Source organism: Humitalea sp. 24SJ18S-53 (assembly GCF_050632385.1).
Lineage (GTDB): Bacteria > Pseudomonadota > Alphaproteobacteria > Acetobacterales > Acetobacteraceae > Humitalea.
Map to the genome: position 1 here is coordinate 5,765,923 of NZ_CP192599.1, position 12,784 is coordinate 5,778,706.

Below are 12,784 nucleotides of genomic sequence, written 5' to 3' on the forward strand. Positions count from 1 at the left end.
TGCAGTTGACGGCTCTCCTGCTGCGACGTGTCGGGCTGCTCGTGCTGGTCCTGTTCATCGTCTCCGTGCTGACGTTCTGCATCGTGAACGTGCTGCCGGGCGACGTCGCACAGGCGATCCTGGGCGATCTCGGCACGCCGGAGCAGGTCGTGGCGCTGCGTGAACGCATGGGGCTGAACCTGCCCTTGGTACAGCGTTACCAACACTGGATCGGCGGGTTGTTGCAGGGGGACCTCGGCACCTCGCTGACCTATCAGCAGCCGATTGCCGGAATGCTCTTCGGCCGCCTCGGCAATTCCGCGATCCTGGCGGGAATCACCCTGGCCATCGCGGCCCCCTTGGCCATCGGCATCGGCGTCGTCGCGGCGTTGAAGCCTGGCGGCTGGGTCGATCGCGTCATCTCCGGCCTGGCGGTGCTGTGCTTCTCGCTGCCCGAATACGTCACGGGGCTGACCGCGATCCTGGTGTTCAGCATCCTCTGGCCGGTGCTGCCGGGGTCCAGCCTGATGGAACCCGACGCCAACCCCCTGTCGCACCCCGAGGCGCTGGTCCTGCCGGTCGCCGTGCTGGTTCTGGGCATGCTGGCGCATCTCAGCCAGATCACCCGCGGCGGCATGATCGTGGCGCTCGACAGCGCCTATGTCCGCACCGCCGTTCTCAAGGGCCTGCCGGGCTGGGTCGTCGTGCTGAAGCACGCACTGCCCAACGTCATGCTGCCAACGCTGACCGAGATCGGCATGCATATCGGCTACCTGCTCGGCGGCATCGTCGTGGTGGAAACGCTGTTCGCCTATGCCGGCGTCGGTGAAATGCTGGTCAATGCCGTCAGCCATCGCGACATCCCCGTGGTGCAGATCACCGTGCTGGTCGTGGCGCTCGCCTATGGCGTCGGCAACCTCCTGGCCGATGTCGCCTGCATCCTGCTCGACCCGCGCCTGAGGAACCAGTCGTGAAGCGTGTCCCCGCCGGCGATCTCGCGGCGCTGCTGTTCCTGCTGACGATCGTGGGGTTGATCCTGTTCGGCGAGGCGCTGGCGCCCTATCCGCCGACCGAATTCCACCCGCTGCATTCGCTGGAGGGCCCGAGCCGCGCCTTCCTGTTCGGCACCGATGAATTCGGCCGCGACATCTTCAGCCGCGTCATCAGCGGCACCCGGCCAACCCTGCTGGTCGCGGTCGGCGCCGCCATCGTAGGCGTGCTCCTGGGCGCCGTGACCGGATTGGTCGCCGGCTATTTTGGTGGCGTCGTGGACGAGGCCGTGATGCGCGTGATGGACGCGCTGATGTCGTTCCCGGGGCTGATCCTGTCGATGCTGGTGGTGGTGATGCTGGGGCCGCATCCGATCAACGTCATCACGGCACTGGCGCTGGTCTTCTGGCCGCGTTCCGCGCGCCTGATCCGCAGCGTGGTCACCGAAGTCGCGCGCCGCGCCTTCGTGCAGGCGGCGCGGTCGCGGGGCGAATCCCGCCTGTTCATCCTGCTGCGTGAACTGCTGCCGAATGTCTGGAGCATCGTGACCATCGACCTCAGCCTGCGCGTCACATCGGGGATCCTGATGGCCGCCGCCCTCGCATTCCTCGGCATCGGCGCGACGCCGCCGACCCCGGCCTGGGGCCTGATGGTGCGCGATGGCCAGCCCTTCCTGCAGATCGCGCCCTGGCTGGTGATCTTCCCCTGCCTGGCCGTGTCGCTGACCGCCATCGGTACGGTGCTTCTGGGCGAACGCCTTCGTAAACGCCTGGCCCTGCCGGGTGGAGATCGCGGCCGATGACCACGCCGGTGCTGGAGGTCCAGAACCTCTCGGTCGACTACGGCCCGCTGAAGGCCGTGCGCGACATTTCCTTCAGCATCGCGCCGGGTGAGGCGCTGGGGCTGATCGGCGAATCCGGATCGGGCAAATCCACCGTCGCCTTCGCGCTGATGCGCCACCTGCGGGGCGGTGCCGTGCGTGCCGACCGCATGGCGCTGCAAGGCGAAGACCTGCTCGCGATGCCGCAAAAGCGTCTGGCGGTGATCCGCGGCGCCAGCATGGCCATGGTCTACCAGGACCCGATGAGCGCGCTGAATCCGCTCATCCGCGTCGGCGAACAGATCGCCGAGGCGCTGCGCCGCCACACCGGCCTGGCCCGTGACGCCGCCTGGCAGCGCGCGGTCGCATTGCTCGACCAGGTCGAATTGCCGCGCCCGGCCGAAATGGCCCGCCGCTACCCGCATCAACTTTCGGGCGGGCAACAGCAACGCGTCGTCATCGCCATGGCCATCGCCTGCCGCCCCGCGCTGCTGATCATGGACGAACCGACCACCGGCCTGGACGTGACGACCGAGGCGGTGATCCTCGACCTGATCCGCGTTCTGCGGCGGGAGATCGGGGCCGCCGTGCTGTTCATCAGCCACAACCTGGCCGTGGTCGGCCAGGTCTGCGACCGCGTCGGCGTGCTCTATGGCGGCGAATTCGTCGAACAGGGCACGGCGCAGGAGGTCCTGCGCCGCCCGCGTCACCCCTATACCATCGGCTTGATGCAGGCCCTGCCGCGTCCCGAAGCCGCCCGCACCAGCCTGGCCACCATCCCCGGCCGCCTGCCCGACCTGCGCCAGGTCCCGTCCGGCTGCATTTTCGCGCCCCGCTGCGGCTTCGCCACCGACATCTGCACCACACGCCCCGCGCTGGACGATGTCGCGACGGGCCATGCCAGCCGCTGCCATTTTCGCGACACCGTCACCGCACCACCGCTGCCGCCGATCCCCACGGTCGATCGCGCCGCCAGGGCCACCGCCGTGCCGCGCCTGGATTTGCAGGACCTGCGCAAATGGTATGGCCGCAGCGCGGCGCTGCCCTTCCTGCCGCGACCCGACCCCGTGCGCGCGCTGGATGGCGTGTCGCTGTCCATCGGCGCCGGCGAGACCCACGCGCTGGTCGGCGAAAGCGGTTCCGGCAAATCGACCCTGGCGCAATGCGTCGCTGGGCTGCTGCCGGCCGATGGCGGCGGCATGCAGCTTGACGGCAGGCACCTGGCCCCAAAAGTCGAACGCCGCAGCCGGGCCGATCAGCAGGCCGTGCAATTCGTCTTCCAGAACCCGGAATCGGCGCTGAACCCGCGCTGGACCGTGGGCGACACCATCGGGCGGCCGCTGCGCCTGTACCAAGGGCTCAGCGGCGCAGCGCTGCGCGCCCGCATCCTGGAATTGCTCGACGCCGTGAAACTGGGCGAGCGTTTCCTCCAGCGCTATCCCCGCGAACTCTCGGGTGGCGAGAAACAGCGCGTCGGCATCGCCCGCGCCTTCGCCGCCAATCCGCGGCTGGTGATCTGCGACGAACCGACCTCGGCGCTGGATATTTCCGTGCAGGCCTCGGTGCTGAACGAACTCGCGGCGTTGCAGGCGCGCACCGGCACCAGCTATCTGTTCATCACCCACGACCTCGGCGTCGTTCGCAACATCGCTGATACCGTCACGATCCTCTATGGTGGGATAGCGGTGGAACACGGCAAGCCCGAACAGGTGTTTGCCGCCCCGCACCACCCCTATACCGAAGCCCTGGTCGCCGCGATTCCGCGCCACGACGCAGCCCCCGACCATGCCCGGCTACGACTTCAGGGCCGTCCGGTCGCAGCGAAACAGGGCTGCGTCTTCCACACCCGCTGCCCGCGCAAACTCGGCAGCATCTGCGAACAGGAAGCCCCGCCGTGGCGCCCGGCGGGGGCAGGCCACGGCCTGGCCTGCCACATCCCGATCGACGTGCTGCAGGCCAAGCAATCCGCGATGGTGGTCGAGGCCTAGAACCCCATCGGCCAGTGGACGATCTTCGACCCGTCGGAGAACCGGCTGAACCGATAGGGCGCGGGATCGACCAGCGGCTGGTCGCCCGTGATCATCTGCGCCATCAACCGGCCCGCACCAGGCGCGATGCCAAAGCCATGACCCGAATAGCCAGTGGAAACATAGAGCCCCGGCATCGTCTCGACCGGTGAAATCACCGGGATCGCATCGGGCGTCACATCGACGAAGCCGGCCGTCTTCTCCAGCACCTTCATCTTCGCCATGGCCGGGAAGATCGCGCCGATGTTGCGGCCAGCCTGGTCCAGGATGTCGTCGGCCGGGGTCGGGTCCAGGGTCCGGTACTTCTCGAAACTGGTCTTGCTGTCGAGCGACCAGCGCGACGGCATCAAAGCCTCCTGGAACGACCGCTTGCCGATGCGGAAGCGCATGGCCTTGCGCTCACTGCTCAACGCCTGCCGGAAATCCCCGAGGAAGCGGAAACTATCCGGCACGATATCCACCGGATGCGCCGAACGCATCGAGACATTGTAGCCACCATCAAGCCTTTTGCGGAAGCCGAAGCCCGGTCCCGACCCGCAGCCCTGCGGGCCATCCTCGATCGGCGCCGTGCGCATCACGTTCGCCAGCACCTTCAACTGCGGCAGCCGGATGCCGAGGTTGCGCAGGAACAGGCTGGACCAGCCGCCGCCGGCGACGACGACGCTATCGCAATCGATGCGCCCCTTCTCGGTCACCACGGTGCAGACGCGGCCGGCCTTGGTCTCGACCCCGCGCACGGCGGTATTGGTGAAGATCGCGGCGCCCAGTTTGCGCGCGCCTTCGACGATGGCGGATGTGGCCAGCCCGGGCTCGGCCATGCCATCGCTGGCCGTATGCAGCCCGCCGACCCAGGGACGGGCGCTGCCCGGGAACATGCGCGCCAGCTCGGAACCGCTCAACACCTTGGTGTCGATCTGGTACTGGCTCACATTGTCCAGCCAGCCGATGTAGCGCTCCATCTGCGCCGCATCATCGGTGAAGTAGGTGGTGCCGCCGCCATGGCGAAAGCCGGTCTGGCCCTCGCTCATCGCGTCCATGCCTTCCCACAGGCGCATGCTTTCGATGATCAAGGGCATCTCGCGATAGTCGCGGCCCATCTTGCGGCACCAGCCCCAGTTCCGGCTGGATTGCTCGCCGCCGATATAGCCCTTCTCGCAGACCGCGACCCGCACGCCCTTCCGCGCCAGGAACAACGCTGTGCAGGCACCGACGATGCCACCGCCGACGATCACGACCTCCACGCGCTCGGGCAGGATCGTGTCCGACTGGACCGGCGTGACGGGCGGAGAAGACATGCGGAAAGAACTTTCCTGGCTGGGTCAGGTCGAATGTGGATCGCCGGACGGGTATTGGCGGAACCAATCCACGACGAAACTGTGGAAGGCGCGGGCGGCGACCGACAGGCGCTCGGCATCGCTCAACAACGCGATCTCGATCGTCATCAAGGGCTGGAACGGGCGAAAGGCCAGGCGCGGATTGCCATGCAGGTGCGGCGAAAACGGGCTGATCACCGACACCCCGACCCCCGCCGCCACCAGGTTGCAGACCGATTCATGCGTGCCCGATTCGATCCGCATCACCCGCCGCACGCCGGCGCGCTCGAAGATCGCGTCGATCTGGTAGCGGCTGGCGGAATCGCGCGGGAAGCTGACGAAATCGATCCCATCCAGGTCACTCGCCTGGATCAAGGGCTTGGCCGTCAGCGGATGATCCGCAGGCAGCACGCAGAGCAACGGGCGCGCGGACAGCCGGTCCACATCCAACTCGCCACTATGCGCCGGCAGGCTCGTCAGCCCGAGGTCGCAGCGCCGCGACACCAGCCAATCCACCACCTGGTCATGCGGCGAGATCTCCAGCCGGATGGTCAGCCCGGGATGCTTCTTGAAGAAGGCCGCGATGATCTGCGGCAGCAAGCCATTGCCATAGAGGCTGACCGCCGCGATGCGGATCTCGCCCGCCTCCAGGTCGCGAATGGCATGCGCGCGGCGGCTGAGTTCATCCAGCCCGATGAACACACTCTCGACATCCGACAACAGGCGGCGCGCATCCTCGGTCGGCACGGTGCCGTGGCGCCGGCGGGTGAAGAGCGTGTAGCCCACCGTCTCCTGCAAATCGGCGATCAGGCGGCTGACGGCGGGCTGCGAGATCTGCAGGATCTCCGCGGCCTTGGTCATGTTGCCAAGCTGCATGACGGCGCGGAACGCCTCGATCTGGCGTGCGTTCAGCCGGGTCATGGCTGCCTGTTCCGTCTGCTCATCTGTCTCGCCCCCGTTACGGTAGGCCGCGCCATGCCTCATTGGTGGCGATCCGTCACCATGCGGCCGCGCGGGGCGGGGGGTTGAACCTGCACATGGGGAGCAACCTAATCCCCTCACACATAACATCAAGATATTTATAATGGCCGTTGACCACGAAAATCGTATTTCATAACCTCCCGCCCGGACCCGCTCCTCCCGCGCGGGCAGGAGAGGACCGACATGCGGACCGACACGCTGCTCGCAACCACCGGCCGAGGCCTGGCCAAGAAGGCCGGGGTGGTGAACCCGCCCGTCTATCACGCCTCCACCGTGCTCTTTCCCTCGCTGGCCGACATGCGCATCGCCCAGCAGGACACGGCGAAAAACTTCGTCTATGGCCGCAACGGCACGCCCTCCACCTTCGCGCTGGAAGAAGCCCTGGCCGCCATCGAGGGCGGTGACCGCGCCATCGCCTGTCCCTCCGGCATGTCGGCGATCGCGATCGCGCTGATGGCCGTGGTGCAGGCGGGCGATCATCTGCTGGTGGTGGACACGGTCTATGATCCGGCGCGCATCTTCCTGACCCATACGCTCCAGCGGTTCGGTGTCGCGGTGACCTACTACCCGCCGTCGATGGGCGCGGATATCGCCACACTCATCCGGCCGGAAACCAAGGCCATCCTCTGCGAATCCCCCGGCTCCCACAGTTTCGAGGTGCAGGACATTCCCGCCATCGCCGCGGCGGCCCATGCCAAGGGCGTCATCGTGATGCTCGACAATACCTGGGCGACGCCGCTGTATTTCCGCCCCTTCGACCACGGCGTCGATGTCTCGCTGCAAGCCGCGACGAAATACATCGTCGGGCATTCCGACTGCGAGATGGGCGCCATCATCTGCACCGACGCGGTCTTCCCCGCGATCAAGTCCCAGGCCATGCGCCTCGGCACCTGCGTCGGGCCGGATGATGCCTACCTGACCTTGCGCGGGCTGCGCACGCTCTCGGCCCGCATGCCGCGCCACCAGGAAACCGGGCTGCAACTGGCCCGCTGGCTGCAACAGCAGCCGGAGGTCGCGGCGGTGCTGCACCCCGCCCTGCCAGGCTCCCCCGGCCATACGCTGTGGAAGCGCGATTTCCGCGGCACCAGCGGCCTCTTCGGCGCGGTCTTCCACCCCGGCATCTCCGAGGCCGCCATCGCCGCCCTGGTCGATCATCGCCGCTACTTCGGGATCGGCTTTTCCTGGGGCGGCTTCGAAAGCCTCATGCTGCCGACCAACCCGCGCAAGGTGCATCCGCTGACGCCCTGGCCCTATGACGGGCCATCGATCCGCCTGCACGCCGGGCTGGAAGACCCGCGCGACCTGATCGCCGACCTGGAAGACGGTTTTTCGCTGCTGCGCACCGTGATGGCCGATGCGGGGACCGCGGCATGACCGTGATCGGCATTCCCGACGGCGTCGTGCCGGGCGATGTGTGGCACGACCATGTGGCACATAGCGTGCCCAATCTCGACGCCGCCAAGGCGCGGTTGGAACAGTTGGGGTTCCAGCTCACGCCGCAATCGAACCAGTTGGGCGGCACGCCGCTGGCCGAAACCGGCATGGCCAATCGCTGCGTCATGCTGCGCGAAGGCTATCTGGAGATCACCGGCGCCATCACCGACGAACCCCGCCCCGCCGTGGTCGCCTTCCGCGCCGGGCTGGCGCGGCATGTCGGGCTGCACCTGATGGCGCTGGGCACGCTGGACCCGGCGCGTGAGGCTGCGCGCCTCGAAGCCGCGGGCCTCGGCCCCGCCGTGCTCCATCGCACCCAGCGCATGATCGGCACCGAAGATGGCGAGGGCCTGGCCCGCTTCACCGTCGTCGTCACCCCGCGCGATCATTTCCCGGAAGCCCGCATGCCGCTGGTGCTGCAGGAAACCCCGCCGCTGGTCTTCCAGCCACGCTGGCTCGACCACGCCAATGGCGCGATCGGCGTGGATGAGGTCGTGGCCGTGGTCCCCGACCCGGCCGAATCCGCGCAGCGCTTCACCCGCTTCACCGGCGTCGCCGCCGCCCCGGCCGGCCAGGGCCTGGCGCTGGATTTCGCGCGCGGCCGCTTCACCTTGCTGCCTCTGGCCGCCGCCGGGGTCTTCGCGCCGCTACCGCCCTTGCCCTGCCTGGTCGCGCATGTGGTGAAGGTCGCCGACCTCGACACCTTGGAACGCCTGTTGGCACAAAACGGCGTCGTGACGCGCCCGGCCGGCGTCGGCTGCGTCGCCGTGGACGGTGGCCCGACGCTGGGCGGCGTCATCGTCTTCCGCGGCCCGGACGGCGTGCCCGCCTGGCGATGATCCGGCGCGATCTTCTCTGGCGAGGGTCTTCGTGCAAGGCTCCAGCCATTGTGAGGATCGCCCAGCATGGAAACGGTTCGCGTCGTCTGCGCGCATGATTGCCCCGACATGTGCTCCCTGCTGGTGGAGGTCGAGAACCAGCGCGTCACACGTGTGAAGGGCGACCCCGACCAGCCCTACACGGCCGGTTTCGCCTGCGCCAAGGTCAATCGCGATGCCGAACTGGTGCATTCGCCCGAACGCCTGACCACGCCGCTCCGCCGCACTGGCCCCAAGGGCAGCGGCGCCTTCGCCCCCATTACCTGGGACGAGGCGCTGGACGAGATCGAGTCCCGCTGGAAATCCATTATCGCGGAGTCCGGCCCGCTCGCCCTGCTCGGCTACGCCTATAGCGCCCACCAGGGCCAGGTGAACCGCCACATCGTCAACGGCTTCTTCCACGCCCTGGGCAGCAGCCGGCTACAGGCGGGGACCGTCTGCGATTCCTGCTGCGAAACCGCCTGGGACATGAGTCTGGGTCCGGTCGGCGGGGCCGATCCGGAATCGGTGGTGGATTCCGACCTCGTCATCGCCTGGGGCTGCGACCTGATGGCGGTCAACGTGCATTTCTGGGCGATGCTGGACGGGCCGCGCAAGCGCGGCGTGCAGGTCATCGTCATCGACCCGCGCCGCAGCCGCACCGCGCAGCAGGCCGACTGGCACCTGCAGATCCGCATCGGCACCGACGCCGCACTGGCCATCGGCATCGCGCATATCCTGCTGCGCGACGGGCTGTGCGACCAGGATTACATCGCCGCCCATACCCTGGGCTTCGACGCCTGGGCGCGTGATGTCATCCCCAACTTTCCCCCCGCGCGCGTCGCCGAGATCACCGGCCTGTCCGTCGCCGATATCGAAAAGCTGGCGGCCATGTATGGCGCCGCCAAACGCGCCTTCATCCGTGTGGGTGAGGGCATGACCCGCCTCGCCGCCGGCGGCCAGGCTCTGCGGGCTGTCGTCACCCTGCCGGCGCTGACCGGCGCCTATGGCCGCCCCGGCGGCGGCGCCTTGCTGCTCACCGCCCCCTCGATGGATTTCGATTTTTCGTCGGTGCGGAAACCCTCCGGCCCCGTCACCACGCGGCTGGTGAATCAAAGCCTCCTCGGCCGCGCCCTGCTCGACACGCAGGACCCGCCCCTGCGCGCGCTCTTCGTCGCCGCCAACAACCCCGCCGTGACCTGCCCCGACGCCGTGGCCGTCCGCGCCGGCCTGTCGCGCGAGGATCTGTTCACCGTCGTCCACGACCCCTTCATGACCGACACCGCCCGTTACGCCGACATCGTCCTGCCCGCCACGACCTATCTGGAGACGGAGGATTTCTATCGCGGCTACGGCAGCTACTGGGTGCAATACGCCCCGGCGGCGGTGCCGCCGCAGGGCGAGGCCTGGTCCAATTTTCGGCTGACCCAGACCCTGGCCCAACGCATGGGGCTGACCGATCCGCTCTTCTCCAAGACCGAACGCGAGATCGTGCCGGCCTTCTTCCGCAACGCGACCGGCGCGATCGGCACCATCGACCCGGCCAGCCTGTTCGACCACCGCCCGGTCAAGGCCGCGCCCCCGCCCGGCCAAACCTTCGCGACCCCATCCGGCAAGCTGGAAATCTACTCCGCGACCTTGGCGGCCCAGGGCCTGCCGCCACTGCCCGACTGGCAGCCCGACGCGCAGGAGGTCGCCGACGCCGCCCGCTGGCCGCTGCGCCTGCTCACCGCGCCCGCCTATTTCCAGCCGCACACGGCCTATTCGGGCGTCGCCTTCCTACGCAAGCGGGAAGGGGAACCCTTCTGCGTCCTGCACCCCGATGACGCCGCGCGCCGCGGCCTGGTCGATGGCCAGAAGGTCCGCCTGTTCAACGACCGCGCGACCATCACCCTGGTCCTGAAGATCGCCGACGAAACCTTGCCCGGCGTGGCCCTCGTTCCCGGCCAGCGCCCGTCATCGGAGGCGGTGGAGGGCACCGTCAACATGCTCTGCAGCGAACGCCTGACCGACATGGGCGAAGGCGCGACCTACCAGAGCACCTTCCTGGACGTGAAGGCCGCGTAGAACCGACCTACAGCCCCAGCGCCCGGACCTTCACCCGGATCAGCGCCGCCAGCAGTTCCAGGGTCGGCATCCGCACCCCCGTCAACGCGGCCAGTTCCAGCGGCACGTTGTACAGCGAATCCGTCTCCATCGGCCGCCGCGCCAGCAGGTCCTGCAAGACGCTGGGGCGATGGGCCAGGTTCATGTTGATGCCGACGGTCCGCTCCACCTGCAAATCGGCGGTGCGGCCCAGGGCGGCGATCAGCGCCCCCGCCTCGGCCAGCACGCGGCGCGACGTCTCGATCAGCACCTCCTCCTCATGCGTCGCGCGAACCGGCGTTTCGGTCAGCACGCACATCGGCCCGGCGCTGAGGTTGAAGGCGAGTTTTTCCCAGATGCGGTCCCGGATCTTGCTGTCCACGACCACCGGCAGGCCAGCGGTTTTCAGCGCCTGCTCCAACACCCTGATGCCCGGCATGTCCGACCCATCCGGCGCGCCCAGGATGGTGGGGCGGCTGCGTGGATCGGTCAGGCGGATGGTGCCGGGTTCCGGCACGGTGCTCGCCGGCCAGGCGATGCCGCCGACGGTGCGGGCGGGGCCGATGGCCTTCCAGATGATGTCATCCGGATCCAGGCTGGGGATGCGGCGGCCATCCCATGGGCCGCCGTGGCCGTGGAAATACCACCAGGGCACGCCGTTGGTCAGGAAGGCGACGGGCGTCTCCGCCGCCAGCAGTGGTGCGATGCCCTGCGCGACGCTGGGCAGCGCCGGCGCCTTGACCGTGACGAAGACGCCATCCTGCACGCCCAACTCGCGCGGATCGTCGCTGGCATGGACGCGGACGTTGAAGGTTTCGTCACGGGTTTCGACGGTCAGGCCCTTGGCGCGGATCGCCGCCAGATGCGCGCCGCGCGCGACGACCGACACCTCGATCCCGGCCCGGGCCATGTAGCCCGCGATGAAGCCGCCGATGGCACCGGCGCCAAAAATGCAGATACGCATGGGTGCTCCTTATCGCGGCGTCAGGAACAGGCGGTTCATCCGTTCCATCTGCCGGCGCAATTCCTCGAACTCGCGGAAGAACACTTCGCGCGACGTGCCCGTGGCCGCCATGTCGTCGGCGATCTCGCCAATCGTGCGAACCCCGTCGATGCGGCCAAAGATCGCGCGCGCCAGGCGCGGCAGCGGCAGCGGCACGCGCAAGCCGTCGAAGGTGACCGTCAGTACATTGTCGGCCGGCAGGCCGCGCGCGATCGTCGGCCCCTCGTTTTCGCGCAGGCGCGGCACACCCGCCGGGTCGGACCAGTCCGGCTCGGCCACCTCGTCCTCGGCGCGGGTGCAGTAGGCGACGTGGATGCCCATGTTGCCGGTCAGTGCCTCGGCCAGCGCCGCACGCGCGATCGGGTCCATCCCGGCGGTGCGCGCCCGCAGTCGTACATCCGGCAGCCAGGTATCGGGGTCGTAGCGCACCGGTTCCACCAGGCAGCGCAGCCGCAGGCCCGCGCCCTCGATCAGCGCCGCCAGTTCCGGCACGGTATAGGCTCGGTCGCGCGGATTCAGCAGAAGGTCATACAGCCCCGCATCGCCGCCCTTGATGTGGTCGGTGATCCAGGGGTTGCGCTTCAGCCAGGCGGTGTCCGGCAAATGCTTCCAGACGCGGCGGGCGATATCCACGCGCGCGGGGGGGGATTCGGTGGCTGGCGCCAGCATCCGCAGCGCGTCCTGCAGCATGTAGACGCCCGTGCGCCCATGCGGCGCATAGACCATCAGCCCGATGCCACCCCCCGGCGCCAGCGACCCCGCCAGCGCCGCCAACCCGGCGGCCGGATCCGGCAAATGATGCAGCACGCCGCAGCAATCGATGTAGTCGAAGGCACCCAATCCCAGCGTCGGCAGGTCGAGCAGCGAGCCCTCGACAAAGCGGATATTGTCCAGCCGCCGCACCTCGGCCCGCGCCATCGCGATTTTCCGCGCGGCCCCCGACCGGTCCAGCCAGGTCACATCCCCCGGCCGCCCGCGCCAGGCCATCTGCTGCGCCAGCATCATCGTGCCATCGCCCGACCCACCGCCCGCGACCAGCGCGCGCAGCGGCTGGGACGCCGGGCGCCGCGCGCCAAAAATCCAATGGTCTACCTCGGCGAGGTGCGAGGGGCTGCCGATGACCAGGCGCTTGGCCTCGTCCTTCGGGTCCCGCAACGGGTAGGGATAGGCCTCGTATTGGTTGGCGAGGGCGGTATCGGCGGCATCGGTCATGCCCGCGTGGTGCCGCAACCGGCGCCGCGCGTCGAGGGGGGTGCCCTCAGCGGATGCCGAGGAAGCCCAGGATCGCCACGACG

General features: G+C 68.6%; 10 protein-coding genes. 6 read left to right on the forward strand and 4 right to left on the reverse strand.

Annotated elements, in window-relative coordinates:
* The first annotated feature begins 5 nt into the window (after positions 1–5).
* Genes ACQW02_RS27645 through ACQW02_RS27655 form a run of 3 tightly spaced genes read left to right on the forward strand, consistent with a single transcriptional unit; the run spans position 6 to position 3,777 of the window.
* A complete protein-coding gene (locus ACQW02_RS27645) occupies positions 6–953 on the forward strand; it encodes an ABC transporter permease (RefSeq protein ID WP_431283128.1) in 948 nt (315 codons plus the stop codon).
* Positions 950–1,771 carry an ABC transporter permease gene (locus ACQW02_RS27650; protein ID WP_431283129.1) on the forward strand — a complete coding sequence of 274 codons (822 nt, stop codon included), beginning with the start codon at positions 950–952 and terminating at the stop codon, positions 1,769–1,771. Before ACQW02_RS27645 ends, ACQW02_RS27650 begins: the two co-directional genes overlap by 4 nt.
* Positions 1,768–3,777: a dipeptide ABC transporter ATP-binding protein gene (locus ACQW02_RS27655; protein ID WP_431283130.1), complete on the forward strand. Its 2,010-nt coding sequence runs from the start codon at positions 1,768–1,770 to the stop codon at positions 3,775–3,777. The genes ACQW02_RS27650 and ACQW02_RS27655 overlap by 4 nt, the downstream gene beginning before the upstream one ends.
* Here ACQW02_RS27655 and ACQW02_RS27660 read toward each other — a convergent pair.
* Together ACQW02_RS27660 and ACQW02_RS27665 are read right to left on the reverse strand one after the other, a co-directional pair.
* Positions 3,774–5,111: an NAD(P)/FAD-dependent oxidoreductase gene (locus ACQW02_RS27660; protein ID WP_431283131.1), complete on the reverse strand. Its 1,338-nt coding sequence runs from the start codon at positions 5,109–5,111 to the stop codon at positions 3,774–3,776. The genes ACQW02_RS27655 and ACQW02_RS27660 overlap by 4 nt on opposite strands.
* A 24-nt stretch (positions 5,112–5,135) precedes the next feature.
* On the reverse strand, positions 5,136–6,050 hold the full coding sequence (locus tag ACQW02_RS27665) for a LysR substrate-binding domain-containing protein (RefSeq protein WP_431283132.1): 915 nt from the start codon (positions 6,048–6,050) through the stop codon (positions 5,136–5,138).
* A gap of 243 nt (positions 6,051–6,293) precedes the next feature.
* Here ACQW02_RS27665 and metC point away from each other — a divergent pair, with 243 nt between their 5' ends.
* The 3 genes from metC to ACQW02_RS27680 all read left to right on the forward strand — a co-directional run bounded on the left by metC (position 6,294) and on the right by ACQW02_RS27680 (position 10,468).
* The gene (gene metC, locus ACQW02_RS27670; RefSeq protein WP_431283133.1) at positions 6,294–7,484 is read left to right on the forward strand and encodes a cystathionine beta-lyase; all 1,191 of its coding nucleotides are present in this window, start codon (positions 6,294–6,296) and stop codon (positions 7,482–7,484) included.
* On the forward strand, positions 7,481–8,383 hold the full coding sequence (locus ACQW02_RS27675; RefSeq protein WP_431283134.1) for a VOC family protein: 903 nt from the start codon (positions 7,481–7,483) through the stop codon (positions 8,381–8,383). The genes metC and ACQW02_RS27675 overlap by 4 nt, the downstream gene beginning before the upstream one ends.
* 66 nt (positions 8,384–8,449) lie before the next feature.
* Positions 8,450–10,468 carry a molybdopterin-containing oxidoreductase family protein gene (locus ACQW02_RS27680; RefSeq protein ID WP_431283135.1) on the forward strand — a complete coding sequence of 673 codons (2,019 nt, stop codon included), beginning with the start codon at positions 8,450–8,452 and terminating at the stop codon, positions 10,466–10,468.
* 7 nt (positions 10,469–10,475) lie between these two features.
* Here ACQW02_RS27680 and ACQW02_RS27685 read toward each other — a convergent pair whose 3' ends face one another.
* On the reverse strand, positions 10,476–11,450 hold the full coding sequence (locus tag ACQW02_RS27685) for a ketopantoate reductase family protein (RefSeq protein WP_431283136.1): 975 nt from the start codon (positions 11,448–11,450) through the stop codon (positions 10,476–10,478).
* A 9-nt stretch (positions 11,451–11,459) separates the two neighbouring features.
* The gene (locus ACQW02_RS27690) at positions 11,460–12,701 is read right to left on the reverse strand and encodes a class I SAM-dependent methyltransferase (protein WP_431283137.1); all 1,242 of its coding nucleotides are present in this window, start codon (positions 12,699–12,701) and stop codon (positions 11,460–11,462) included.
* Positions 12,702–12,784: the final 83 nt, after the last annotated feature.